The sequence below is a fragment of the Saccharopolyspora sp. MMCC62 genome, from assembly GCF_057736575.1.
Window position 1 is genome coordinate 21,197 of sequence record NZ_JBYKCM010000009.1, and the last position, 24,357, is coordinate 45,553.

General features: G+C 71.5%; 21 protein-coding genes. 2 read left to right on the forward strand and 19 right to left on the reverse strand.

Annotated elements, in window-relative coordinates; genetic code table 11:
* Window positions 1–81: 81 nt before the first annotated feature.
* From AC29IT_RS20775 to AC29IT_RS20815, 9 genes are all read right to left on the reverse strand, one after another.
* On the reverse strand, window positions 82–1,239 hold the full coding sequence (locus AC29IT_RS20775; RefSeq protein WP_488219864.1) for a hypothetical protein: 1,158 nt from the start codon (window positions 1,237–1,239) through the stop codon (window positions 82–84).
* Between the two features lie 72 nt (window positions 1,240–1,311).
* Complete coding sequence (locus tag AC29IT_RS20780; protein WP_488219865.1) at window positions 1,312–2,433, reverse strand: hypothetical protein; 1,122 nt, start codon at window positions 2,431–2,433, stop codon at window positions 1,312–1,314.
* An 80-nt stretch (window positions 2,434–2,513) separates the two neighbouring features.
* Window positions 2,514–3,047, reverse strand: coding sequence for a hypothetical protein (locus AC29IT_RS20785; protein WP_488219866.1), 534 nt, complete (start codon window positions 3,045–3,047; stop codon window positions 2,514–2,516).
* Complete coding sequence (locus AC29IT_RS20790) at window positions 3,044–4,414, reverse strand: putative T7SS-secreted protein (protein ID WP_488219867.1); 1,371 nt, start codon at window positions 4,412–4,414, stop codon at window positions 3,044–3,046. Before AC29IT_RS20790 ends, AC29IT_RS20785 begins: the two co-directional genes overlap by 4 nt.
* Window positions 4,414–4,971 carry a hypothetical protein gene (locus AC29IT_RS20795; RefSeq protein ID WP_488219868.1) on the reverse strand — a complete coding sequence of 186 codons (558 nt, stop codon included), beginning with the start codon at window positions 4,969–4,971 and terminating at the stop codon, window positions 4,414–4,416. Before AC29IT_RS20795 ends, AC29IT_RS20790 begins: the two co-directional genes overlap by 1 nt.
* Window positions 4,964–5,443, reverse strand: coding sequence for an SseB family protein (locus tag AC29IT_RS20800; RefSeq protein WP_488219869.1), 480 nt, complete (start codon window positions 5,441–5,443; stop codon window positions 4,964–4,966). The genes AC29IT_RS20795 and AC29IT_RS20800 overlap by 8 nt, the downstream gene beginning before the upstream one ends.
* Before the next feature lie 507 nt (window positions 5,444–5,950).
* Window positions 5,951–6,244 carry a DUF397 domain-containing protein gene (locus AC29IT_RS20805; protein ID WP_488219870.1) on the reverse strand — a complete coding sequence of 98 codons (294 nt, stop codon included), beginning with the start codon at window positions 6,242–6,244 and terminating at the stop codon, window positions 5,951–5,953.
* Between the two features lie 311 nt (window positions 6,245–6,555).
* Window positions 6,556–6,756: a DUF397 domain-containing protein gene (locus AC29IT_RS20810; RefSeq protein WP_488219871.1), complete on the reverse strand. Its 201-nt coding sequence runs from the start codon at window positions 6,754–6,756 to the stop codon at window positions 6,556–6,558.
* Window positions 6,757–6,768: 12 nt separating this feature from the next.
* Window positions 6,769–7,614 carry a helix-turn-helix domain-containing protein gene (locus tag AC29IT_RS20815; RefSeq protein ID WP_488219872.1) on the reverse strand — a complete coding sequence of 282 codons (846 nt, stop codon included), beginning with the start codon at window positions 7,612–7,614 and terminating at the stop codon, window positions 6,769–6,771.
* A gap of 159 nt (window positions 7,615–7,773) precedes the next feature.
* On the opposite strand from AC29IT_RS20815, the gene AC29IT_RS20820 reads away from it, so the two are divergent.
* The gene (locus AC29IT_RS20820) at window positions 7,774–8,118 is read left to right on the forward strand and encodes a hypothetical protein (RefSeq protein ID WP_358445806.1); all 345 of its coding nucleotides are present in this window, start codon (window positions 7,774–7,776) and stop codon (window positions 8,116–8,118) included.
* On the opposite strand, the gene AC29IT_RS20825 is transcribed toward AC29IT_RS20820, so the two are convergent.
* The 6 genes from AC29IT_RS20825 to kdpF form a co-directional block, all read right to left on the reverse strand.
* Window positions 8,100–8,780, reverse strand: coding sequence for a response regulator (locus AC29IT_RS20825; RefSeq protein WP_358445809.1), 681 nt, complete (start codon window positions 8,778–8,780; stop codon window positions 8,100–8,102). The two genes, AC29IT_RS20820 and AC29IT_RS20825, sit on opposite strands and share 19 nt — an antisense overlap.
* Window positions 8,777–11,278 (reverse strand): DUF4118 domain-containing protein, encoded by a 2,502-nt coding sequence (locus tag AC29IT_RS20830; RefSeq protein WP_488219873.1) that lies wholly within the window; start codon window positions 11,276–11,278, stop codon window positions 8,777–8,779. Before AC29IT_RS20830 ends, AC29IT_RS20825 begins: the two co-directional genes overlap by 4 nt.
* Before the next feature lie 73 nt (window positions 11,279–11,351).
* Window positions 11,352–11,957: a potassium-transporting ATPase subunit C gene (locus AC29IT_RS20835; protein WP_488219874.1), complete on the reverse strand. Its 606-nt coding sequence runs from the start codon at window positions 11,955–11,957 to the stop codon at window positions 11,352–11,354.
* A gap of 27 nt (window positions 11,958–11,984) precedes the next feature.
* Window positions 11,985–14,066, reverse strand: a complete 2,082-nt coding sequence (kdpB, locus tag AC29IT_RS20840; RefSeq protein WP_488219875.1) for a potassium-transporting ATPase subunit KdpB — start codon at window positions 14,064–14,066, stop codon at window positions 11,985–11,987.
* Complete coding sequence (kdpA, locus tag AC29IT_RS20845) at window positions 14,063–15,724, reverse strand: potassium-transporting ATPase subunit KdpA (RefSeq protein ID WP_488219876.1); 1,662 nt, start codon at window positions 15,722–15,724, stop codon at window positions 14,063–14,065. Before kdpA ends, kdpB begins: the two co-directional genes overlap by 4 nt.
* The gene (gene kdpF / locus AC29IT_RS20850; protein ID WP_488219877.1) at window positions 15,724–15,819 is read right to left on the reverse strand and encodes a K(+)-transporting ATPase subunit F; all 96 of its coding nucleotides are present in this window, start codon (window positions 15,817–15,819) and stop codon (window positions 15,724–15,726) included. Before kdpF ends, kdpA begins: the two co-directional genes overlap by 1 nt.
* Before the next feature lie 460 nt (window positions 15,820–16,279).
* Here kdpF and asnB point away from each other — a divergent pair, with 460 nt between their 5' ends.
* Window positions 16,280–18,115 (forward strand): asparagine synthase (glutamine-hydrolyzing), encoded by a 1,836-nt coding sequence (gene asnB / locus AC29IT_RS20855; protein ID WP_488219878.1) that lies wholly within the window; start codon window positions 16,280–16,282, stop codon window positions 18,113–18,115.
* Between the two features lie 120 nt (window positions 18,116–18,235).
* On the opposite strand, the gene AC29IT_RS20860 is transcribed toward asnB, so the two are convergent.
* The 4 genes from AC29IT_RS20860 to AC29IT_RS20875 all read right to left on the reverse strand — a co-directional run bounded on the left by AC29IT_RS20860 (window position 18,236) and on the right by AC29IT_RS20875 (window position 24,127).
* On the reverse strand, window positions 18,236–19,684 hold the full coding sequence (locus AC29IT_RS20860) for a sensor histidine kinase (protein ID WP_358446031.1): 1,449 nt from the start codon (window positions 19,682–19,684) through the stop codon (window positions 18,236–18,238).
* Window positions 19,678–20,403 (reverse strand): response regulator transcription factor, encoded by a 726-nt coding sequence (locus tag AC29IT_RS20865; RefSeq protein WP_488219879.1) that lies wholly within the window; start codon window positions 20,401–20,403, stop codon window positions 19,678–19,680. The genes AC29IT_RS20860 and AC29IT_RS20865 overlap by 7 nt, the downstream gene beginning before the upstream one ends.
* Before the next feature lie 179 nt (window positions 20,404–20,582).
* On the reverse strand, window positions 20,583–22,859 hold the full coding sequence (locus AC29IT_RS20870) for an ArnT family glycosyltransferase (protein ID WP_488219880.1): 2,277 nt from the start codon (window positions 22,857–22,859) through the stop codon (window positions 20,583–20,585).
* The gene (locus tag AC29IT_RS20875) at window positions 22,856–24,127 is read right to left on the reverse strand and encodes a bifunctional glycosyltransferase family 2/GtrA family protein (RefSeq protein WP_488219881.1); all 1,272 of its coding nucleotides are present in this window, start codon (window positions 24,125–24,127) and stop codon (window positions 22,856–22,858) included. Before AC29IT_RS20875 ends, AC29IT_RS20870 begins: the two co-directional genes overlap by 4 nt.
* Window positions 24,128–24,357 lie beyond the last annotated feature (230 nt).

The following is a 24,357-nucleotide window of genomic DNA, read 5'->3' on the forward strand; positions in this document are numbered from 1 at the left end:
GTTCGACACGGCGAACTCCGCCGCTTGCTTGGCTTTGGCGCACATGTCCTGATCCGGCGCGGCTGCGGTGGCCTGGCCGCGCTAGCCCTTCAGCGGTCCGGGCGCAGTGCCCTCGTCCACGTCCGCCCCGTTCCCGAAACCTTTCGGTCCGGCCCACCTCCAGTGCCAGCTTTGCTGTTGGGGAGCGCGGAAGTCCCGCTCCTCGCCGAAGTCGGCGGGGGTTCCCAGCGCATCGATCTGGTCGTTGGTAGGGGCCCGGAGGACGCTGGGGTAGAGCCGGACGTGCGCGATGCCGCAGGGGAACAGCGGAGTGCTCCCCCACGCTTCGCGGAGGGCGGCGTTGACCAGCACTTCCCACGCCTCCACGTACAGGTCCCAGCGGATGCGCAGGAGCGCCACGAACACGTTCTCGGCCTCCGCGCTGAGCTGCCCGAACGGTCCGGTCAAGCGCAGGTGCACGCCGCCATCGTCCCGGCGTCCCCATTCGGCCAGCGCTTGGACCGGCTCGGGGGTTCGTGGCTTGCGGCCGCGGACGTAGATCTTCTCCGCGTGCGGGAGGACTTCGCGCCGTTGTCGCTCGGTGGGGATGCAGGCGGGCTGGTGCGGCGGAGCGTTCTTCAACCACTTGTCCAAGCCGTCGAAGAAGTCCTCGGGCCGGTTCGGGTCGAACTCCGCCTCCTTGCGACCTTCCCGCAAGGCGTCGATGTGCCGCCAGTACGGGCCCGAATTCACGCGGACGTGGTCCGCACCGGTTTCCCGCCGCATTCGCTCGTCCCATTGGAATCTGGGACTGTATTCGTACAGGTCCGAACTTGCGAGACGCGCGAGCGCATCAACCGGTTTCGTCTCAGGTGTTCCGTCGTCAGCGAAGAACCTGACCGCGCCGATGTCGCAGGGGTACCGGTCCGTCGGTCCCCAAGCCCGTTTCCAGGCCGCGGCCACGAGCAGCGTCCACCCCCAGCCGTTGTCTTCGATGTCGACGCGCAGCAGCATCAGCGCGGAGAACAAGTCCACGCCAGCGGCGCGGACCGGGCCAGTGGGCAGACCCAGCTCCACCTGCACACCGGCATCGACCGGAGACCACGTCAACGGGATCTCTTGGAACTCCAGGCGTTCGGGGTCGGCGAGCGTCGGACCGTGCGCGGGTATGGGCCGGGTCCACGGCCAGCCGCACGTGGGATTCATCGCGTGCTCTTCCTGAGGAGTCGTAGTTCTTCCGTTGCCGTGCGGCGTCGTCAACTCGGCTGCTGTCCCTCGGTCCGTGGCTTGCGTTTGACCTGGCACACCGAGCTGTTCTCCGCCGGGGCCTGTTCACGGGCGGGTCGGCACGTGCGCGCGGGCGGAGTCGAGGTGGGCCGCGTAATACCGCTGCGCGACGTCAGGCGCGTACGGGGTGTTCTTCCTCGCGCGGATCTCGCGATCCCGCTCGGTCCACGTTCGCCGTCCGGCCGGTGTGGTGCCCGCCCATTCGTGCTGCCACGCGACTTGCTCCGCGGGCATCGACCACGGCATTTCCGCGAATCTTCCCGGCGGTGTGCCCAACACATCGAGCTGCTCGGTCAGCGGAGGCCCGGTGAGGCTGGGGTAGATCCGGATGTGTGCGAGTCCGCAGGGATGCTGCGGAGTGCCTCGCCATGCGCCGAAGAGCGCGCCGTTGACCAGGATCGCCCAGTCCTCGGCGAGCAGCTTCTGCCGCAGGTCCTGCAGCGTCGTGAACAAATCGGGGCCGTGGCCGTCGAGCCGGCCGAACGGTCCGTGCAGTCGCAGGTGCACGCCGCCTTCCGGCCGCCGCCCCCACTCCGCGACGCCTCGGTGCATTTCCGACCGCTTCGAGCCGTCCGGCGACGGTCCGATCAAGGACACCGGCTCGGAGTTGGTGAGTTCCGGTGCTGTGGCCGTGATCGTCTGCTGTCCGCGTGGCGCGCGATCCTGTTCGGCGAGGTCTTCCGGCGCCCGTCCGGCACTGCCCACCGCTGCGCCGGGGCCGGATGCTCGGGAACGGCGTTCGAATTCCGTCCAAGTGAGCCCGCCCGGCGGGATGGTGCCCGCCCACTCCTTGTGCCACAGCGTCTGCTCGATCACCGAACCGCTGCGGACCAGGGCCGGATCGTCCGGTATGTCCAGCGCATCGACCGGATCGTCGGCAGGCGGCCCGGTCAGGCTCGGGTAGATCCGGACCTGCGCGATACCGCACGGATGCTCCGGGGTTCCACCCCACGCCTCCCGCCGCGCCGCGTTCACCAGCACCCGCCAACCGTCGTCGTGCAGCATCTCGCGGATCGCCAGCAGCGCCGCGAACACGTCGGGCGCCTTGACCGTGATGTCGCTGTCCGGTGGTGGTCCCGCCATCGTCATCTGGACCCGGCCGTCGTCCGCGAGGAACCAGCTCAATTCGGCCCGCTGGATCGTCCTCGCGTCCGGATCGTCCGGCAACGGTCCCGCGACGTGGATGCGCCTTGCGCCTCTACGCACAGCCCCGCAGCCGACCGCCGAACGGGAGTAGCCGCACCGGGTCACGTCTCTCGCTCCCGCAACGCTCTTCGCTCGCGGTCGTACTCTGTCCAGCTCAGCTCACCCGGCCCCACCTTCCCGGCCCACTCCTTGCGCCAGAGAAGCTGTTCGTCCACCGAAGCCCCACCGATCTCACTCAGGTCGTCGGGCAATGCCAGGGCGTGCAGCGAATACGGCTCGGCCGGACGTCCGAACGCCGGGTAGACGCGGACTTGGTCGACGTGACACGGGAATTGGCGGGTAGAGCCCCACACGTTGCGACGGGAAGCGTTGACCAAGAGTTTCCATCCATGTTCGTGCAGGTCCGAACGCATCCCGAGCAGTGTGTAAAAAAGGTCGTGCCCGGCACTGGCTATGTCGCCCGCAGGAAGCTCGATCCGGACCAGCACCTCGCCGTCGGTGGTGGGGAACCACGTCGCCTGGGCCGTTTGGAGTGTCGACCGGGTCGGGTCTTGCGGTGACGGGCCGTACACGGGAATCTCGCACGATTGCGACGGCCCGTCTTGAATCGGTGCACTTTGTCCACTCACAGTCATTGTCCCAATCTTGCTTCCAACTCAGCGATTCGCGTGGTCAGTTCGGACATCGACTTTCGATGTTCCGGCAAGCTTTCCGGTTGGTTCCGCTCATACCACGCTTCGTGTAGTTTCGCCTGTTTGAGCTCGGCCTCAGCGCGCTGTAGGTCCTCTCTCGCAGCCCGCAACGAGAGTGGCGGTGGTTCCGATGCCTTCGGCGGATCCGGCTCGAAGTCGATCGGGTCCTTGTCCGGGTTGAACGGGTCCAGCACGTGGAGGTCTTCGGGGTGTCCGCGCCTCGGCCCTGGTTCCGGCGGCGTTTCGCGTTGCGGCGGTTCCGGTTCCGGTTCCGGTTCGGGGTCGGGGCGGGCGGCTTTCTCGCGGGCGCGCTGGAGTTCTTCTTCGGTGGGGAGGGTGTAGCCCTCGGCGTCGTGGGTGGGGCGGGGCGGCGCCTTGGGGAGTTCCGGCTCGGGTGCGTGCTTGGCGACCTTGGCGACGCGGGCGGCGAGGCCCGCTTTGGAGGCCGCGCCCGCACCGCCGCCCGCGACGGTGGCGGCGATGTTGGCGCCGGCCTTGCCCAGGGCCGCCGCCGGGTCCTTCTTCCACTCGTCGAGGGTGCCGATGGTCTGGCCCCAGCCCTCCTTCGTGGTGATCATGTGCACGACACCTGCTCCAGCGGCGAATCCGGCGGAGATCGTCGCGGCCGGGTCGGTGATCAGGTGCATGGGTTTCGCGGCCAGGCCGAGTCCGCCCATCGCCATCTCGCCCAGCGCGCCGAGTCCCCCGCCCGCGTAGCTCTTGCCCGCTTCGAACAGGGCACCGCCGCTGCCGCGGAACGCATCCATCATCCGTTCCAGGAAGGACGAGTCGGGAGCGTTCTCAGCTGCGGCTTTGAGGGCGTCGGCGGTGGCGACGCCGGACGTGCCGAACTTGCCCCTGGCGACGTTCAGCAGGATTCGCGCTTCGGCGGTCTTCGCCGCGCCGGGGTCCTGGAACGGCGCGACCTGGTCGGCGGGTCCGGCCGCTTCCACCTGCGCCGCGTGGGCCTTCTCGGCGCGGGCGGTCTCCTGCTCGCCCTGGCGGTAGAGCTCGATCGCGCGGGCCGCCGCGTCCTGCGCGGTGCGCAGCGACTCCGCGTGCTCCACGAGCGCCGTCGCCGCCTTCCCGAACGCCGCGGCCGCCACGTCCCACCGCTGCTGCTCGTCGCGGACGGTCTTCCGGTAGGCCTCGGCGGCCGGTCCGCTCCAGGCGTGCTCGGAGTCGATGCGCTGCACCGCGGCAAGACCGTCGGCGATGCGGCGGAACGTGTCCGCCTTGTCCTTGGTGCCCGCGACGTCGCCGGGCACGAGTTCGGTGGGGTCGTCGGTGTCGCCGAGTTCCGCCGCCATCAGCGATCATTCCTCTGGTGCAGGGCCGGGTTCATGACTTCGGCGCCGGCCTGTCCAGCCGTCCACAGGTCGTCACCGGCTTGGCCGAGCGACTCGCCGACTTCGCCGAACTCCTCGCCCCAGCCGCCGTAATCGGGCCTGGCGGCCTCTCCCAGTTCGCTCCAGCTCATGTCGCGGGCACCGGCGACCTTCTGCTGGTCCGGCGAGACGACGGTCATGAGGATCTCCTTGAACAGCCCCGAGATCTCGTCGTCCTGGCCGCGGTACTCCTTCAGGACGTCGGTGAGCTGGTCGGCCAGCTCCTGACCGGTGCGCAGCAGGCTGCCCAGGCCGTGCTCCCAGCTGAGGCAGAACTTGGCGAGCGCACCCTGCACCCGGTCTTCCTCGCCGAGATCACCGGCGGTGAGCGCCATCGACTGGAGTCCGGCGGCCGAACCCGCGTCGGCGACGTACGAGCCGCCGGGGATCAGGTCGGACAACGCCCGCACCGTCTGCTCGTGCCCCGCGATCACCGCTTCCAGCGCGGCCGCGTCGAGGCCGAACCCGTCGTCAGACATCGCGCACCTCCTCAGCCGCCAGCACCAGCCGGTGCTCCTCGCCGGAGTCGACGACGACGCCGACGTCCGGTGGCAGGTAGTGCTCGAAGATCCGCTTCGCGGGCAGCGCCACCACGTCCACGGTGCCGTCCGCGTCCGCCAGGCCCGCCGCTCCCGCGTAGTCCGCGGCGCGCTGCCGCGTCGAGAACACCGGCAGCCACTCGCGGCCGCCGAGCAGCAGCGTCGAGGCCTCCGCGGGCAGGTGCAGGGTCGACCGGCCCAAAGTCGCCAGCAGTAGCGTCGGATCCGGCGGAGTCCCCGCGTCCTGCCAGCGGCGGGCCGCGAGCACCAGCACCGGGTCCGGCTCGGGCGGTGCCGATCGCTCGGGATGCGGCGCCGGATCCGCGCTCGGCTCCGGGTCCGGCAGGGCCGCTCGGGGCGGTTCCGGGGCGCCCGCCGGTTCCGGAGTTCCGGCCGGCTCCGGAGTTCCCACCGGTTCCGCGGTTCGCGTCGGCTCCGGAGTTCTCACCGGTTCCGGAGTTCCGGCCGGTCCTGGAGTTCCCGCCGGGCCCCGAGTTCCCGCCGGTCCCGCGGTTCGCGTCGGCTCCGATCGTTCCGGCACCGGCGAGCGCACCGGTTCCGCGTCCGCTCCCGAATCCGGCCACACCGGTTCCGGCGTCCGCGCCGATTCCGGCTCTGGCGGCCAGGACCGGTCCGGTTCTGGAGGTGGCAGGCCCAGATCTCCGGACAGCCGCACCACTTCACGCATCCAGCACCCCCCAGCACTGGAGCCGCAGGCTCATCCCGCACTTCCTTCCGCGCTCCGCGGCCCGCTGTGGATCAGCGGGCAACGGCTCGGAACGCTAACAGCGCGCCGACGACCGCGTACCCGATTCGATCAACCTCGCGGAACCCGCGAATCCAGCGAGGTGAATGGCCCGTTCGCCTAGCCTGATTGGGCCAATGGGCCATTCACCTGGGGCGGGGACGCGCTCGGGCGTCAGCGGCGGAGGGCAGCGAGGAAGCGGGCCCAGTGGCGGGCGGGGAACACGAGGAGACCGGTGCCGGGGGACTTCGAATCGCGGACCGCCACCACCGGGCCGTCGGCGGCCACCTCGACGCAGTTCGCCGTGCTGGCACTCCGGCTGGACTTCCGCCAGCCCACCTCGACGCAGTTGGCCGTGCTGTTGCTGCGGCTGGACTTCCGCCAACCGAAGGCGATCTCGACGCAGTTCGCGGTGGTCGCGCTGCGCGCGGACTTGCGCCACCCATCGGCCGTTCCAGGACTGCCCATGGAACGAGCGTGGCAGCGCATCGGCCCCCTGCCCAGTGCCGTCCCCCCGCCGGAGCAGCGAACCACCGGGAACCCCACGAGGTGCCGACGCCTGCTCCTGGGGAGGCTTCGGAGCAGGTGCGAGGAGATCCCTGGACAGCGTCAGCACCTCACGCCTGCACCGCCAACATCCTGACCAGCACGTTCATCCGCGTTCTTCCCTTCCGCAGCGCCCATTACCGGCGCCGGCGACCGCCTCCCCGCGAGATGATCTCCGGCGCCCGCAGGGCGCTGACAGCGCGGATTCACCCACGTGGCCACTTCGGAGAACGTCACACGGAACCCGTCCCGCGCAGCGCCGCGAGGAAGTCCACCCACCGCCGAGCGGGGAAGACCAGCACCCCGGCCTCCGGCGACTTGGAGTCGCGCACGCCCACGGATCCGCGAGTGAGGGCGACTTCGACGCAGTTGGCGGCGCTGATACTTCTGCTAGATTTCCGCCACTTCGCACGGTCAGTGTGAAATTCACTCATGCTCCCATGATTTCACGATGCAGTCCGGGACTGAACCGCCAAATCACGCACCAGCTCCAGCGAGTCAGCAGGCGACAGCGTGACCGCCTGCAACGACTGCCACGCATCGACGTACATTCTGATGTGCTCGTCCTCGTCCAGCAGAAGACTCGCACCCAGCTGCTCCATGCCCACCAAGCTCGGATCACCGTCGTACTCAAGTAGCGTGAATGCGCCGACGACCCCCGCGTGTAGGCCAGTCCCGAACGGTATGACCTGGAGAGTCACGTTCTCCCGCTGAGCTTCTTCAAGCAGGCGAGCCGCCTGGCTACGCATCGATTCGTCATCTCCGAAAGGACGGTGCAGGGCGGCTTCATCAACGACCGCACTGAGCTGAACCGGCCGTGCTCGCGACAGCACGCCCTGTCGAGCACTGCGGCTCGCCACCAACTTGTCGATCGCGTCGTCCCCCAGGGCTCCGCCGGTGGCACGAATGATCGAACGTGCATACTCAGCGGTTTGCAACAACCCCGGAATGATCAGCGGCTCGTAGGAACGGAGGGCGGTCGCCTCATCCTCAAAGTCGACCCAGGTCTGCCAATCAGCCGGAAACTCACCGCTGCGAAGCCGCAACCACCCCCGCTCCTCCGCGTGCCGGGCGATGTCCAGCAGTTCCACGCGGCGCTTCTTGGACATGCCGTAGAAGTCGATCAGCTTCTCCAGGTCGTCCAGGTAGATGCCGCTCTCGCAGTTCTCGAACCTGCTGATCTTGCTGCCGGACATCCCGACCGACCTCGCCAACTCCGCCGCCGACAACCCGGCCGCGATGCGTTGCTTGCGCAGCACGTAAGCCAATCGACGCGAGCGCACCGACGTCATCGCACGCCTTGCCACCGAATACCTCCCGCTTTTCCGAGGATGACAACGAAACGCTAGCGGCGAGCACACCCGGCGACCATCACTTGATCGTGTACTTGCGGCAAGAATCGCAACGCCCCGATTCTTGGAAGCGTGATCCACAACCCCCAGGAGGCAGTGATGGACGAGAAGATCGCGCGGTTCGGCTCCGAGAGTCCGCAGCGGGAGTGGCTGTGCCGGTGCAGCGACGACGACGAGGAGCTGGCCGTCTGCAACGTCGGAGTCTCCTCCGGCGACGTCGAGATCTTCGGCCCGGAGTTCCAGGGCTACTTCCGGTTGCGCGGCAGCGAGATCGCGGTGTTCCGGCGGGCGCTGGACGAGGCCGCGGTGCTCGCGGCGGAGGACCTCGACCGGCGGGAGGCCCGGCTTTCGGAGCAGCGCGAGGCCCGGCGGGAGCTCCAGCCTGCGGAGCAGCGAGAAGTTCAGCCCGTGGAGCAGCGGGAAGTTCAGCCTTCGAACCGGTAACCCATGCCCGCTTCGGTGATGAGGTGGCGGGGGCGGCTCGGGTCGTCCTCCAGCTTGCGGCGCAGCTGCGCGATGTACACCCGCAGGTAGTGGAACTCGTCCGCGTAGGCCGGGCCCCACACCTCCTGCAGCAGCCGCCGCTGCGCGACGAGCTTGCCGCGGTTGCGCACCAGCACTTCCAGCATGCCCCACTCGGTGGGCGTCAGGTGCACTTCGGCGCCGGCGCGCAGCACCTTCTTCGCCGACAGGTCCACTTCGAACGACTCGGTGCGCACCACCGGTTCGTCCTCGGCGACGGCGGACCGGGAGCGGCGCACCGCGGCGCGCAGCCGGGCGAGGAGTTCGTCCATGCCGAACGGTTTCGTCACGTAGTCGTCGGCGCCCGCGTCGAGGGCGTGCACCTTGTCGGTGGATTCGGTGCGCGCGGACAGCACGATGATCGGCAGCGTGGTCCAGCCGCGCAGCCCGGCGATCACCTCCACCCCGTCCAGGTCGGGCAGGCCGAGGTCCAGCACGACCGCGTCCGGCCGAGCTTCGGCCGCGATCCGCAGCGCCGTCATGCCGTCCGGCGCGACCACCACCTCGTAGCCGTGCGCGGTGAGGTTGATCCGCAGCGCGCGCAGCAGCTGCGGCTCGTCGTCCACCACCAGGACCTTCGTCATCGCCCCTCCGTCGCCACCGGCAGCGCCAGCACCATCGTCAGCCCGCCGCCGGGGGTGTCCTCGGCGCGGATCGTGCCGTGCATGGCCTGCATGAAACCCTGCGCGACGCTCAGCCCGAGACCGACCCCGGGCGGGCCGGTGTCGGCGTGCCCGCCGAGTCGCTCGAACGGGGCGAACACGGTGTCCGCGGCGCCTTCGGGCAGGCCGGGGCCGTGGTCGACGATGCGCAGCTCCACCCACCTGGCGTGTTCGCTGGCGCGCACGCCGACCCGGTCTCCGGCGTACTTCAGCGCGTTCTGCACCACGTTCGCGATCACCCGTTCCAGCAGTCCGACGTCGGCGAGCACGGCGGGCAGCGACTCGTCGGTATCCACCGCGACCCGCTCCCGCCCGTCCAATCCGGCCAGGGCGCCCGCGACGGCCTGGTCGTAGCCGACGGGGCGCAGCTGCGGCACGATCGCGCCGGTCGCCAGCCGGGACGAGTCCAGCAGGTTGTCCACCAGGTCCGCGAGCCGGTCGGTGGACTCCTCCACCCCGGCGAGCAAGTCGGCGACGTCCTGCTCGGACAGCTGCACGCCGGGCAGCCGCAGGCTGCTCACCGAGGCCTTGATGGACGCGAGCGGGGTGCGCAGGTCGTGGCCGACGGCGGACAGCAGCGCGGTGCGCAGCCGGTTCGCGTCCGCTTCGCGCTGGGCTTCGGCGGCGTCGGCGGCCATCCGCTGCTGACGCAGCGCGACCAGCGCCTGGCCCGCTGCGGCTTCCAGCACGGTGCGGTCGTCGGCGGGCAGCGCCCGGCCGTCGGGGCGGCGCAGCGCCAGGTGCACGTCCGCGGTCACCTCGATGTCCACATCGGACTGGTCGGGCCGGGCGCAGGGCGTGGTGCCGAGGGACGCCGCGATGCGCCAGCCGTCCGGCCCGCGCTCCAGCAGCGCCGCCGAGGACAGCCCGAAGTTCTCCACCAGCTTCTCCAGCAGCCGCGGCAGCGGATCGGGGTGCGCCAGCACCGTGCGCGCGTAGGACGCGAGCAGCGCCGCCTCGGTGCGCGCCCGCGCCGCCCGCTCCGCCAGCCGCGCCGCCCGGTCCACCACCACCGCCACCATCACCCCGACGCCGACCATGCCGAGCACCGTCACCAGCGTCTCCGGGGAGCTGACGGCCAGCGAGTGCCGCGGCTCGGTGAAGAAGAAGTTCAGCAGCCCGCCCGCCAGCAGCGCCGCCGCCACCGACGGCGCCACCCCGCCGACCAGCGCCACCACCACCGTCGCCAGGAAGTAGCCGACCACGTCGGTGGACAGCTCGAAGTCGCCGAGCAGCGCGCTGACCAGCGTCACCAACGGCGGCAGCGTGCACGCCAGCACCCAGCCCCAGCCGCGGCGGGTGCGGGACAGCGGGTTCTTCGCGGCGCGGCGGAACGGGCGCGCGCCCGCCATGCCGTGCGTGACCATGTGCACGTCGATCGTGCCGGAACGCTGCACCACCGTGGAGCCGATGCCCTCGGCGGTCAGCCGCGCCCACCGCGAGCGCCGCGAGGTTCCGATCACCAGCTGGGTGGCGTCGACGCCGCGGGCGAACTCCAGCAGCGCCTCCGGCACGTCGTCGCCGACGACGCTGTGGAAGCTGGCGCCCACGTCGTCGGCGACCCGCCGCGCCCGGGCCAGGTTCGCGGGGGACGCCCCGGCCAGGCCGTCGCCGCGCAGCACGTGCACCACCTGCAGCTCGGCGCCCGCGCGGGCCGCGATGCGGCGGGCGCGGCGGATCAGCGTCTCGCTCTCCGAGCCGCCGGTGATGGCGGCGACCACCCGCTCCCGCGTCTCCCACGTGTCGGTGATCTGCCGTTCCGCCCGGTAGCGGCGCAGCGCCACGTCCACCTGGTCGGCCAGCCACAGCAGCGCCAGTTCGCGCAGCGCGGTGAGGTTGCCGGTGCGGAAGTAGTTGCCCAGCGCGGCATCGACCTTGTCGGCGGCGTAGACGTTGCCGTGGGCGAGCCGGCGGCGCAGCGCCTGCGGGGTGATGTCGGCGAGCTCGATCTGCTCGGCGCGCCGCACCACCTCGTCGGGGACCGTCTCCTGCTGGCGGACCCCGGTGATCGTCTCGACCACGTCGTTGAGGCTCTCCAAGTGCTGCACGTTCACCGTGGACAGCACGGTGATCCCCGCTTCGAGGAGTTCCTCGACGTCCTGCCAGCGCTTCTCGTTGCGCGAGCCGGGGGCGTTGGTGTGCGCGAGCTCGTCGACGACGGCGACCTGCGGGCGGCGGGCCAGCACGGCGTCCAGGTCGAGTTCGGCGACCTGGACGCCGCGGTGCCGCTCGTGGCGGCGCGGCACCTGCTCCAGCCCGTCCAGCAGGCGTTCGGTCTCGGCGCGGCCGTGCGTCTCCACCAGGCCGACGACGATGTCGGTGCCGCGTTCGAGCCGCCGCCGCGCCTCGCCGAGCATCGCGTAGGTCTTGCCCACGCCCGGCGCGGCGCCGAGGTAGATCCGCAGCTCGCCCCGCTTCATCCCGCGCCTCCCCGCCGACGGTGGCCGTCGGCACCGATCCTGCCGGTCCGCCGCGCGGTGCACCTGTCACGGGTCATCCGCGGTGCTCGGCGACGGCCGCGTTGAGCGCCGGGACCGCGACCGTGCGCTCGGCGAAAACGCCACCGGAGGTGGCGGCGGCGATGAGCCGGTGCACCTCCTCGACCGGCAGTCCCGTCTCGCGGGCGACGCGCGGGGCCTGCAGCGCGGCGTAGGCGGGGCTGATGCCCGCGTCGACGCCGCTGGCCGAGGCCGTCACCGCGTCCGCCGGGACCAGCTGCGGGGCGACCGCTTCGCGGGCGGCGATGTCGGTGCGGCGCTGCTGCACGGCCGCCAGCAGCTCCGGGTTGTCCGCGGCCAGGTTCGAGCCGCCGGACGTCGACGGATCACCGGGCCCGAGCGGTCCGTCCGCCGACGCCGACGGGCGGGTGTGGAAGTACGGGTCGTGCGCCGGGTCCGCGGGCACCGGGTCGATGCCGATCAGCTCGGATCCGATGACGCGCCCGTCCACCACCTGCGGCGATCCTTCGGCGTGGTCGCTCAGCCCCGGCAGGTGGCCCGCGCCCCACACCGCCAGCGGGTAGCACACGCCCAGCAGCACCGTGAACACCAGCAGCGCGCGCACCGCGGTCCCGGACTGCCGCAACAACGTCGTGAACATCGTGTCCTCTCCTCAGAACTCTTCCGCTCAACCCAGGCCCGGGATGAGGCGCACGACGAGGTCGATGAGCCAGATCCCGAGGAACGGGCTGAGCACCCCGCCGACGCCGAACAGCAGCAGGTTCCGCCGCAGCAGCGCCGCCGCGCTCGACGGCCGGTACCGCACGCCGCGCAGCGCCAGCGGGATCAGCGCCACGATGATCAGCGCGTTGAAGATCACCGCGGACAGGATCGCCGAGGACGGCGTGGCCAGCTGCATCACGTTCAACCGGCCCAGCTGCGGGTAGATCGCGACGAACAGGGCGGGCAGGATCGCGAAGTACTTCGCCAGGTCGTTGGCGATGCTGAAGGTGGTCAGCGCGCCGCGGGTGATGAGCAGCTGCTTGCCGATCTCGACGATCTCGATGAGCTTGGTCGGGTCGGAGTCCAGGTCCACCATGTTCCCGGCCTCCTTCGCGGCGGCCGTGCCGGTGTTCATGGCGACGCCGACGTCGGCCTGCGCGAGCGCGGGCGCGTCGTTGGTGCCGTCCCCGGTCATCGCAACGAGCCTGCCGCCGTCCTGCTCGCGGCGGATCAGCTCCATCTTGTCCTCGGGCCTGGCCTCGGCGAGGTGGTCGTCGACGCCTGCTTCGCGGGCGATCGCGGCGGCGGTGAGCGCGTTGTCGCCGGTGACCATGACGGTGCGGATGCCCATCGCGCGGAGTTCGGCGAAGCGCTCGGCCATGCCGGGCTTGACCACGTCGGAGAGCCGCACCACCCCGACGACGCGGAACGCGCCGTCCCGCTCCTCGGCGACGGCGAGCGGGGTGCCGCCGTCCCGGGCGATGCCGTCCGCGATGGTGTCCACTTCGGACTCGACGGTGCCGCCGCCCGCGCGCACCCACTCGCGGACCGCGCTGATCGCGCCCTTGCGGATGCGGCGGCCGGGCAGGTCGAGGCCGCTCATCCGGGTCTGCGCGGTGAACTCCACCGGTTCGCCGCCGTCCGGCCGGTCTGGGACCTCGTGGTGCTCGCGGCAGAACTCGACGATGCTGACGCCTTCGGGGGTCGGGTCGGCGAGGCTGGACAGCACCGCCACCTCGGCCAGTTCGGCGTCGGTGGCCCCGCCGACCGGGACGAGCGCGGTGGCGCGCCGGTTCCCGAAGGTGATGGTGCCGGTCTTGTCCAGCAGCAGCGTGTCCACGTCCCCGGCGGCCTCCACGGCGCGCCCGGACTTGGCGAGCACGTTGCGCTGCACCAGCCGGTCCATGCCGGCGATGCCGATCGCCGACAGCAGCGCCCCGATCGTGGTGGGGATCAGGCACACCAGCAGCGCGGTCAGCGTCACCACCGGCAGCAGCCCGCCGGAGTAGCCGGCCAGCGGCTGCAGCGCGGTCACCGCGAGCAGGAAGATGATGGTGAGCGTGGACAGCAGGATCGTCAGCGCGATCTCGTTCGGCGTCTTCTGCCGCTGCGCGCCTTCGACGAGCGCGATCATCCGGTCCACGAAGGTCTCGCCGGGCGCGGTGGTGATCCGCACGACGATCCGGTCGGAGAGCACCGTGGTCCCGGCGGTCACCGCGGACCGGTCACCGCCGGATTCGCGGATGACGGGGGCGGATTCGCCGGTGATGGCGGATTCGTCGACGGTGGCGATGCCTTCGACGACGTCGCCGTCGCCGGGGATCACCTCGCCCGCTTCGACGACGACGCGGTCGCCGATGCGCAGGCCGGTGCCCGCGACCCGCTCCTCGCCGTGCTCGCCGAGCCGGCGGGCGACGGCCTCGGACTTGGTGCGCCGCAACGATTCCGCCTGCGCGCGGCCGCGTCCTTCGGCGACCGCTTCGGCGAGGTTCGCGAACAGCACGGTGAACCACAGCCAGGCGGCGACGGCGATGCCGAAGGTGCTGGGCTCGACGACGGCGAGCGCGGTGCTGAGCACCGAGCCGGCCCACACGACGAGCATGACGGGGTTCGCCAGCTGGTGCTTCGGGTGCAGCTTGCGCAGGGCCTGCGGCAGGGCGGCGAGCAGCTGCCGCGGCCGGAACGACCCGGCGGCGACGGCGCGCCCGCGCTGCGGGGGTTGCCGGTCCCCGGCGGACTCCGGGGATTCGGTCAGGACGGCGGTCATGCCAGGGCCTCCGCGATCGGGCCGAGCGCCAGCGCGGGCAGGAAGGTCAGCGCGGCGACGAGGACGACGGTGCCTGCGAGCAGGCCTGCGAACAGCGGTCCGGTGGTGGGCAGCGTGCCCGCACCGGCCGGGATGCGCCGCTGGCGGGCGAGCGCCCCGGCGAGCATCAGCACCGCCATGATCGGCAGCAGCCTGCCGAACAGCATGGCCAGCGCCAGGGTGGTCTGGAAGAAGCCGGAGGTGGCGGTGAGCCCGCCGAACGCGCTGCCGTTGTTGTTGGCGGCGGACGCGTACGCGTAGAGCACTTCGCTGAGCCCGTGCGCCCCCGAGTTCGCCATCGCCTCGGACGTCGCGGGCAGCACGATGGCGGCACCGGTGCCCACCAGCACCAGCGCGGGCATCACCAGGATCGACAGCGCGGCGGCGGTGATCTCCCGGCGGCCGAGCTTCTTGCCCAGGTATTCGGGGGTGCGCCCCACCATCAGCCCGGCCAGGAACACGGCGAGCACCGACAGCACGAGGATGCCGTACAGCCCGGAACCGACCCCGCCGGGCGCGACCTCGCCGAGCAGCATGTTCAGCAGCACCGCCCCGCCGCCGAGCCCGCTGAAGCTGTCGTGCATCGAGTTCACCGCGCCGGTGGAGGTGCCGGTGGTGGCGACGGCGAACAGCCCGGACAGGTAGGTGCCGAAGCGCGCTTCCTTGCCCTCCAGCGCGCCGCCCGCGGCGAGCGCCGCCGGACCGTTCGGGTGCGCCTCGGCCCACCACACGACGGCCAGCAGCGCGGTGAACAGCCCGGCCATCACCGACAGCAGCACGCGGCCCTGCCTGCGGTCACCGACCATGGTGCCGAAGGTGCGGGTCAGGCTCACCGGGATCAGCAGGAGCAGGAAGATCTGCAGCAGGTTGCTGACCCCGTTCGGGTTCGCGAACGGGTGGGCGGAGTTCGCGTTGAGCACGCCGCCGCCGTTGGTACCGAGGTCCTTGATGGCCTCCTGGCTCGCGATCGGCGCGGTGGCGATGGTGTGCTGCTGGCCGTCGAGGCCGACGACGTGCAGCCCGGGCGCGAAGCTCATCACCGCGCCGAGCCCCACCAGCAGCACCGCGGCCACGGCCGCGATGGGCAGCAGGACGCGCACCACACCGCGGGTGAGGTCCACCCAGAAGTTCCCGATCCGGTCGGTGCCGGAGCGGGTGAACCCGCGCACCAGCGCGACGGCGACGGCCATGCCGACCGCGGCCGACAGGAAGTTCTGCACGGTGAGCCCGGCCAGCTGCACGGTGTGCCCGAGCACCTGCTCCGGCACGTAGGACTGCCAGTTGGTGTTGGTCGTGAAGCTGACCGCGGTGTTGAACGCGGTGGCCGGTTCGACGGCGCCGCGGCCGAAGTCCAGCGGCAGGAAGCCCTGCAACCGCTGCAGCAGGTACAGCAGCACGACGGAGGCGAACGAGAACGCGAGCACCGAGGCCGCGTAGGTCGTCCAGCGCTGCCCGGTGTCGCCGTCGACGCGCAGCACCCGGTAGAGCCCGCGCTCCACCCGCCAGTGCCCGTCGTCGGTGTAGGCGCGCGCCATGTGGTCGCCGAGCGGCCGGTGGCAGACCGCCAGAGCGAGGACGAGGAGGCCGGCCTGGGTGAGGCCGACCGCGAGAGAGGACATCAGAACTTCTCCGGCCTGATCAGGGCGACGAACAGGAAGGCGATGAGCAGCAGCGCGAGCACGCCGCCCGCGGCGTTGGCGACGAGGGCGATCACAACCGCTCCAGACCGCGCAGGCTCAGCGCGAGCACGAGGAACCCGCCGATCAGCACGAGCGCGTAGGCGAGGTCCGCCATCTCCGCGCGCCTCCTTCGGTGCGGGGCGCCCCGGTGGCGCCGTCGCCCCCACTCAACGTCGTCGCGCGGGGCGCGGACAGGGCTGCTGACGGCGGTTTGACGCGGTGACCCGCGGTCTTGACGCGCTGCTTACGCACCCCTCTCCGCTAGCCCGCCCGAGTGAGGCAGTGGCCTGTCTCACTCGCCGCGGAATTCGAGCACGTTACGACCGCGTTACCTGCCGCGATGCGCGGGTACGCCACCGATAGGCGTGGTTTTTCGCCCGTTTTGGCAGCTCTGGGCGTTGTCACTCGCTGAGTTCGACACCGCGGATTGGTTTCGTCGATGCAACAAAGTAGTTACCTTGACTAAGTAAGAACCTCCGCGAAGGGAGCTACGCCATGTGCGGCATCTCCGGCTGGATCGATTTCCGCCGAGACCTCACCCGGGAACAGCCGGTCATCGACGCGATGTGCGACACGATGGCCTGTCGCGGGCCGGACGGAGCGGGCACCTGGGTCCAGCCGCACGCGGCGCTCGGCCACCGGCGGCTCGCCATCATCGACCTGCCCGGCGGCGCCCAGCCGATGGAGGTCGACACCCCCGACGGCAAGGTCGGGCTCGTCTACAGCGGTGAGGCCTACAACTTCACCGAGCTGCGCGACGAACTCCGCCGCCGCGGCCACCGCTTCGACACCGACTCCGACACCGAGGTCGTGCTGCACGGCTACCTCGAGTGGGGCGCCGACGTCGCCGAGAAGCTCAACGGCATGTACGCCTTCGCCGTCTGGGACACCCGCACCGAGCAGCTGCTGCTGATCCGCGACCGGATGGGCATCAAGCCGCTGTACTACCAGCAGACCGAGAACGGCCTGCTGTTCGGCTCCGAGCCGAAGGCGATCCTGGCCAACCCCGAGGTGGAGAAGGTCGTCGACGCCGACGGGCTGCGCGAGCTGTTCTCCGTCACCAAGTCCCCCGGCCGGGCCATCTGGCAGGGCATGCGCGAAGTGGTGCCCGGCACCATCGTCACCTTCGACCGCAACGGCCTGCGCGAGCACACCTACTGGAGCCTCGACGCCGTCGAGCACACCGACGACCAGGCAGCCAGCGTCGCGCACGTCCGCGAACTGCTCGACGACATCGTGCGCCGCCAGCTCGTCGCCGACGTGCCGCGCTGCCTGCTGCTCTCCGGTGGCCTCGACTCCAGCGCGCTGACCGCGCTGTCCGCGCAGCAGCTCGCCGAGCAGGGCGAGAAGGTCCGCAGCTTCGCCGTGGACTTCGTCGGGCAGACCGAGAACTTCAAGCCCGACGAGATGCGCGCGACCCCCGACGGCCCGTTCGTGCAGGACGTGCACAAGCACGTCGGCTCGCAGCACCAGGACATCGTCCTCGACCCGCAGGCCCTCGCCGACCCCGCCGTGCGCCGCGCGGCCGTGCAGTCCCGGGACTTCCCGATGGGCCTCGGCGACATGGACAACTCGCTGTACCTGCTGTTCAAGGCCATCCGCGGCCACTCGACCGTGGCGCTGTCCGGCGAGTCCGCCGACGAGGTCTTCGGCGGCTACAAGTGGTTCCACGACCCGAAGGTGCAGCAGGCGCGCACCTTCCCGTGGCTGGCCGCGTTCAACACCCAGCAGGCCGAGGGCCCCCGCGTCCTCGACCAGTCGGTCGCCGACACCCTCGACATCCCCGGCTACATCAGCTCGGAGTACGAGGCGGCCATCGCGGGCATGCCCACGCTCGACTCGGACAGCCCGTTCGAGGCGAAGATGCGGGAGATCAGCTACCTGCACCTGACCCGCTTCGTGCGGATGCTGCTGGACCGCAAGGACCGGATGTCGATGGCCGTGGGCCTGGAGGTCCGCGTCCCGTTCTGCGACCACCGGCTCGTCGAGTACGTGTTCAACGCGCCCTGGTCGCTGAAGACCTTCGACGGCCGGGAGAAGAGCCTGCTGCGCGGCGCTTCCGCCGACGTGCTGCCGAAGTCCGTCGTGGAGCGGGTGAAGAGCCCGTACCCGTCGACGCAGGACCCGCGCTACGCCGCCGAGCTGCAGAAGCAGGTCAAGGACCTCATCGCCAACGGGGACCGGGCGCTGGAACTGCTCAACGCCGACTGGATCCGCGAGGCCGCGAACCTCGATCCGTCCGAAGTGGACACCCCCACCCGGAACGTGTTCGAGCGCGCGCTGGACGTCTCCACCTGGTTCGACCTGCACAACCCGACCGTCAAGCTCTGATCGGGTTCGGCCCGGGCGCTGCCCGGGCCGCTGGTCCGCCGTTCGGCCCGTCCTGCTCTGCGGGCCGAACGGCACGAACGCCCCCACCGGTCCTCGGGTGCCGGTGGGGGCGTTCGCGCGTCAGCTCAACGGGATCAGCAGCCGGAAGGTCGACCCCGTCGGGCCGGTGGACAGCTCCACCCGGCCGTTGTGCGCCTCCGCGATCGCCGCGGTGATCGCCAGGCCCAGGCCGGTGCCGCCTTCCGAGCGCTCCCGCCCGTCGTCCACCCGGTAGAACCGGTCGAAGATCCGCTGCGCGTGCGCAGGCGGGATCCCCGGTCCGGCATCGCTGATCGACACCACGCCCATCGCGGTCCCCGGCCGCACCGGCGCTCCCGCCGCGAACACCCCGTCGCGCACCGAACCGTGCGCCACCTCCACCCGCACCGGCGTGCCCGGTGTCGTGTGCACCAGCGCGTTCGTCATCAGGTTCGTCAGCACCTGCCGCAGCCGCGGGCCGTCGCCCAGCACCCGCACCGCGCGCTCCGGCGCCACCAGTTCGATCTCGCGGCCGGTGTCCCGCACCCGCGCGTCGCCCGCGATGTCGGTGGCCAGCGGCACCAGGTCCAGGTCCACCAGGTCGATGGTGCGCTCGCGGTCCAGCCGGGCCAGCAGCAGCAGGTCCTCCACCAGCGCGCCCATCCGCACCGCTTCGCTCTCGATGCGGGACATCATCATCCGCACGTCCTGCTCCCCCGGCGAGTCGCTGCGCCGGTACAGCTCGGCGAAACCGCGGATCGAGGTCAGCGGGGTGCGCAGCTCGTGCGAGGCGTCCGCGACGAACCGGCGCAGGCGGTGCTCGGACTGCTCCCGCTGCTGCAACGCGGCCACCAGCCTGCCCAGCATCGTGTTCAGCGCCGCGCCCAGCCTGCCCGTCTCCGTGCTCGGGTCCTGGTCGGCGACCCGGCGCTCCAGGTCGCCGGTGGCGATGGCGTGCGCGGTGTGCTCGATGCGGGTCAGCGGCCGCAGGCCCAGCCGCACCGTCACCATCGACGCCGCCGCCAGCAGCACCACCACGATCCCGCCGACCACCAGCTCGATGATGGTGAGCCACTGCAGGGTCTGGGTGACGTCCCCGGTGGACAGCGCCAGCGCCACCGTCTCGCCGTCCGGCCGCGCCTCGGTCAGCACCCGCCAGTCCGCGCCGCCCGATCGGTCCGGCACCGTGATGATCTCGCCGACCGGGCCCGGCCTGCGGAGCATCGGCTGCCGCGGATCGGTCTCCGTCGGACCCGAGATCGACCACAGGTCGCCGTTCTCGTCGAACAGCAGCGCCCGGAAGTCCGTGGGCAGCCGCGGAGCCGAACCGTGCTCGTCCGGTCCGCCGCTCGGCATCGGGCGCGGGTGGCCGTCCAGCCACGGGCGCGCCATCTCGTGCAGCCGCCCGTCCAGCTTGTCCATCAGCGAATCCCGCAGCAGCAGCTGGCTGGCGAACCCCATCGCCACCAGGCCGGTCAGCGTCGCGCCGATCAGCAGCAGCAGCAACCTGCCGCGCAACGTGCGGGTGAACCGCCGCATCCGGGTCAGCATCGGGCGCGCTCCTCCGGCGGGATGCGCAGCACGTAGCCGACGCCGCGGATCGTGTGGATCAGCGCGGGCTGGACGAAGTCGACCTTGCGGCGCAGGTAGCTGATGTAGGACTCGACGATGCGGCTGTCCCCGCCGAACTCGTAGTTCCACACCCGGTCCAGGATCTGGCCCTTGCTGACCACCTTCTCCGCGTTGATCAGCAGGTAGCGCAGCAGCTTGAACTCCGTCGGCGACAGGTTCACCAGCTGCCCGGCGCGGCGCACCTCGTAGGTCTCCTCGTCCAGCTCCAGGTCCTGGTAGCGCAACCGCGAATCCGGTTCGGCGACCTGCGCCGGCTGGGCGCGGCGCAGGATCGCGCGCAGCCGCAGCACCACCTCGTCCAGGCTGAACGGCTTCGTCACGTAGTCGTCGCCGCCCGCGGTGAGCCCCGCGATCCGGTCCTCCACCGCGTCCCGCGCCGTCAGGAACAGCACCGGCACCGCGTCCCCGTCCTCGCGCAGCCGCCGCGCCACCGTGAAACCGTCCTGGTCCGGCAGCATCACGTCCAGCACCACGATGTGCGGGCGGAAATCGCCCGCGGCGCGCAACGCCTCGGCTCCGCTGGCGGCACCGCGCACCTCGAAACCGCTCAGCCGCAGGGCGGCGGTGAGCAGTTCCAGGATGTTCGGCTCGTCATCGACGACCAGTACGCGCGCCGACGGCGCCTTCGCATCAACCACGGGGCAAGGATCTCTCACTCTGCTGGGCACTCGCTGGACGGATGCTGGGAACGATCTGCGGACCGGGAGCGGCGGGTCTTCCGGCGCCGGGACGCCCCGGCGCGTTCGTCGTCGAACGCGGTCCGGGGCGCCGCGGCCGGACCACCGCCGGGCCTGCGCGCGGGCCCGGCGGCGGGGGCTCAGCCCCGGCAGTCGTAGAGACCGCCGGCGGACTGGCCGTCCTGCTCGGAGGCGGTGCCCCCGTAGGTGGCGGCGTCCACCAGGGTGCAGTTCTGCTCCACCCACTCCTGGCGTTCGGTGGCGGCACCGCCCTGGCCGCCGGGCATCCCGCCGCCCTGCGAGCGGCCGTTCCCGTCCTGGTCCTGGCCGCCCTGGTCCTGGCCGCCCTGGTCCTGGCCGCCCTGGTCCTGGCCGCCCTGGTCTTGGCCGCTCTGGGACCGCTGCCCGGACGTGCCGCCCGGACCGCCGCCACCGGGGCCACCGCCGCCGGGACCGCCCATGCCGCCGAGCTGCACGAATCCGAGCTGCCCGGCCTGCTTCCAGGAGGTCAGCTGCGCCACCGACGGCGCGTCGTCGCTGCCGGTGAACCCGCCCATGCCGATGACCCGGACGTCGCTGTTGATGATGTAGGAGCTCGCGCCGTGCGCCCCGCCCTCGACCGCGAGCGGGATCTCCCGGTCACCGGCCTGCGCGGTCACGTACGCCAGCAGCGACTGCTGCTCGTCGGTGAGGGACTCGCCGCTCATGCCGCCGGGACCGCCGCGGGACTGCCCGCCGCCGGGCCGCGAACCCCGGTCCTGCGAGTTCTGGTCCTGCGAGCCCTGGTCCTGAGCGTTCTGCCCCGGCGAATCCTGGCCCGAGGCGTTCCCGTCCTGCGAGCTCCGCCCCGGCATGCCACCGGGACCGCCACCGCCCGGACCGCCCATCCCGGTCGACGGACCGGCCGTCGGGTTCGCCCCGCCCATGCCGCCTCCGCCGTCCGACGCGAACGCCGTCGCCGCCGACCACACGCTCGGCACGGCCAGCACCGCGGCCAGCGACAACGCCAGCGCCACCGCGCTCACCGCGCGCCTGCCGCGGCCGAGCAGCAGCGCGAGCACCGCCACCACGCCCAGCCCGATCGCCAGGTACCCGGCCCAGCCGTTCCACTCCGGATCGCGGAACACCAGCACCGCCGCCCACGCCACGGTGAGCACCACGCCCAGCGGCAGCAGCAGCCACGCCTTGCCCGCGCCCGACCGGTAGGAGCGTCCGAACCGGACCAGCCCGGCGCCGGCGACCGCGCCGACCGCGGGCGCCAGCATCGTCGTGTAGTACGGGTGCATCGTGCCCTGGGCGAAGCTGAACATCAGCCAGATGAACACCAGCCAGCCGCCCCACAGCACCCAGCCCGCGGCCTCGAACCGGTCGCCCGGCTCCCCGGCGCGGCGCCGCAGCACCGCTCCCACCACGACGGAGACCAGGACCAGCGCGCACAGCGGGAACAGCCAGCTGATCTGCCCGGCGAGCTGCTCGTTCGCGAACCGCAGCAGCCCGGACTCACCGGAGAACCCGCCGCCGGGCCCGCCCCCGCCGGGGCCACCGCCGGACGAGGAGCCCCCGCCACCACCGTTGCCCTCGCCGCCGAAGATCCGGCCGAACCCGTTGTAGCCGAAGATCAGGTCCCAGGCGGAACCGTCCTCGCTACCGCCGATGTAAGGCTTCGGCGACGGCCACAGCGCGGTGACCGCGACCCACCAGAACGAGGTGACCAGCACCGTCACCGCCGCCGCCACCAGGTCCAGCGCCTTGCGCCCCCAGGGCGCCCGCCGCCCCACCAGGTACACCGCGATGAACACCGGCAGCAGCATCCACGCCTGCAGCATCTTCGTCATGAACCCGCAGCCGATGAGCGCGGCCGCACCGACCAGCCACCAGGTGGCGCGGGAGGCGCGTTCCGCCGCGAGCGCGCGGGTCAGCGCGTACGCGGCGGCCACCACCAGCAGCACCAGCAGCGTGTCCGGGTTGTTGTCCCGGTTGATCGCCACCGTGATCGGCGTCAGCGCCATGACCAGCGCCGCCAGCAGGGCGGCGTGCTCCCCCGCCCACCGGCGCACCACGCGGTGCAGCAGGAACACCCCGGCCACGCCCATCACGACCTGCGGGAACAGCACCGCGAACTGGTTGAAGCCGAAGATCTTCGCGGACGCCACCTGGACCCACAGCGCCATCGGCGGCTTGTCCACGGTGACCACCCCGGCCGGGTCGAACGACCCGAACAGGAAGTTCTCGAAGCTCTGCGACATCGACTTGACCGCCGCCGAGTAGTACGTGTTGCCCCAGGAGGAACCGATCCCCCACGCGTAGAGGACCGCGGCGAGCAGGCAGATCGCGCCGAGCGCGAACGGCTGCCACCGCCTCCGCCGGGGTGCGTCGACGGCGTCCGCTGCGGGTGCGCCGAGTGCGACCGTGGTCATGCTGCTTCCTTTTCGGAGGAGGGAACGGGCGTGGGCTGCGGCGTCCTCGGGCGGAACACCCAGGACCGCAGCAGTACGAAGCGCAGCGCGGTGCCGACGACCGAGGAGGCGATCAGCACCAGCACTTCCAGCCAGCGGGAGGCGTCCGGAACCGCGGCGTCGAGCGCCAGCAGCGCGCCGGAGGTCACCACGTAGTACAGGGCGAACACCACCAGCCCCTGCACGTGCACCCGCCCGGAGGACGCGGCCCGCCCGACGAAGGTGAACCGGCGGTTCGCCTCGGTGTTCCACAGGGTCGTCACGGTCAGCGCCACCAGGTTCGCCACCAGCGGCGGCCACCACGACCGCAGCAGCGCGTACAGCACCGACGTGGCCACTGTGGACAGGATGCCGATGATGCCGAAGGAGAACAGCTGCCACAGCAGGCCGTTCTCCCGCTCCGCGAGCACCGCCTGCGGGTGCGCGGCGCGCGGTTCCGGTCGCCGCGGCAGGCCCTCGACGGTGGCGGCACCGGTCAGCTTCGCCCGCGCCACCCGCAGCAGCCCGGCGAGGTCGTCGGTGGCGGTCTTGGTGACGTTGACGCGGGTGTCGACGTCCTCGACCCAGTCCACCGGCACCTCGTGCACCCGCAGCCCGTTGTGCTCGGCCAGCAGCAGCAGTTCGGTGTCGAAGAACCAGGAATCGTCCTCGACCTTGCGCAGCAGCGGCCGGATCACGTCGGTGCGCGCCGCCTTGAACCCGCACTGCGCGTCGGAGAACCGCGCGCCGTGCGTCCAGCGGATCACCTTGTTGTAGGCCCGCGAGATCAACTCCCGCTTCGCCCCGCGGATGGTGCGCGAACCCGGCGCCAGCCGGGACCCGATGGCCAGGTCCGAATGCCCGTTGACCAGCGGCGCCACCAGTGGCAGCAACCCGTCCAGCCCGGTGGAGAGGTCCACGTCCATGTAGACCACCACGTCCGCGTCGCTGTAACCCCACGCGGTGCGCAGCGCCAGGCCCCGGCCCTTGCGGTCCAGGTGCAGCACCCGCACGTTGGGCATCGACTCGGACATCTCGTGGGCGACGCGCAGCGTCCCGTCGGTGCTGGCGTTGTCGACGACCGTGATCGTCCAGCAGAACGGGAATTCGTGCTCGAGGTGGTGCTGGAGCACCTGCAGGCACCCCGGCAGCGACCGTTCCTCGTTGTAGACCGGGATCACCAGATCGACCGTCGCCGTCTCGCGCGCCATCGCCCCCCGGCGCGCGGTATCGACACTTCCTTGCGGCATCACGTTCATCCCTTTCCCACGTTCTCCCGCTCCTGACATCACGGTCGGCAGCTCTGGCGACCCGGGTTCCATGAAGCACCGCCGGGTTGTCCAGGGCCTAGGCGCTGGGTGGGAGTTCGCTGGGAATCCGGGCCCGTCGCGCGCGCCCGCGCACCGCCCGGGGTGCCGGGTGCTGCGCGAACGGGCGCCGGACCGGCCGGAGTGCTCGCACCGGACGTCCAGCCGATTCC

Excerpts from the sequence above, each read along its gene's own strand:
- AC29IT_RS20785 (WP_488219866.1), bottom strand. The coding sequence starts at position 3,047 with ATGACTGTGAGTGGACAAAGTGCACCGATTCAAGACGGGCCGTCGCAA.
- AC29IT_RS20790 (WP_488219867.1), bottom strand. The coding sequence starts at position 4,414 with ATGGCGGCGGAACTCGGCGACACCGACGACCCCACCGAACTCGTGCCC.
- AC29IT_RS20795 (WP_488219868.1), bottom strand. The coding sequence starts at position 4,971 with ATGTCTGACGACGGGTTCGGCCTCGACGCGGCCGCGCTGGAAGCGGTG.
- AC29IT_RS20805 (WP_488219870.1), bottom strand. The coding sequence starts at position 6,244 with ATGGGCAGTCCTGGAACGGCCGATGGGTGGCGCAAGTCCGCGCGCAGC.
- AC29IT_RS20810 (WP_488219871.1), bottom strand. The coding sequence starts at position 6,756 with ATGAGTGAATTTCACACTGACCGTGCGAAGTGGCGGAAATCTAGCAGA.
- AC29IT_RS20815 (WP_488219872.1), bottom strand. The coding sequence starts at position 7,614 with ATGACGTCGGTGCGCTCGCGTCGATTGGCTTACGTGCTGCGCAAGCAA.
- AC29IT_RS20820 (WP_358445806.1), top strand. The coding sequence starts at position 7,774 with ATGGACGAGAAGATCGCGCGGTTCGGCTCCGAGAGTCCGCAGCGGGAG.
- AC29IT_RS20825 (WP_358445809.1), bottom strand. The coding sequence starts at position 8,780 with ATGACGAAGGTCCTGGTGGTGGACGACGAGCCGCAGCTGCTGCGCGCG.
- AC29IT_RS20830 (WP_488219873.1), bottom strand. The coding sequence starts at position 11,278 with ATGAAGCGGGGCGAGCTGCGGATCTACCTCGGCGCCGCGCCGGGCGTG.
- AC29IT_RS20835 (WP_488219874.1), bottom strand. The coding sequence starts at position 11,957 with ATGTTCACGACGTTGTTGCGGCAGTCCGGGACCGCGGTGCGCGCGCTG.
- kdpB (WP_488219875.1), bottom strand. The coding sequence starts at position 14,066 with ATGACCGCCGTCCTGACCGAATCCCCGGAGTCCGCCGGGGACCGGCAA.
- kdpA (WP_488219876.1), bottom strand. The coding sequence starts at position 15,724 with ATGTCCTCTCTCGCGGTCGGCCTCACCCAGGCCGGCCTCCTCGTCCTC.
- asnB (WP_488219878.1), top strand. The coding sequence starts at position 16,280 with ATGTGCGGCATCTCCGGCTGGATCGATTTCCGCCGAGACCTCACCCGG.
- AC29IT_RS20860 (WP_358446031.1), bottom strand. The coding sequence starts at position 19,684 with ATGCTGACCCGGATGCGGCGGTTCACCCGCACGTTGCGCGGCAGGTTG.
- AC29IT_RS20870 (WP_488219880.1), bottom strand. The coding sequence starts at position 22,859 with ATGACCACGGTCGCACTCGGCGCACCCGCAGCGGACGCCGTCGACGCA.
- AC29IT_RS20875 (WP_488219881.1), bottom strand. The coding sequence starts at position 24,127 with ATGCCGCAAGGAAGTGTCGATACCGCGCGCCGGGGGGCGATGGCGCGC.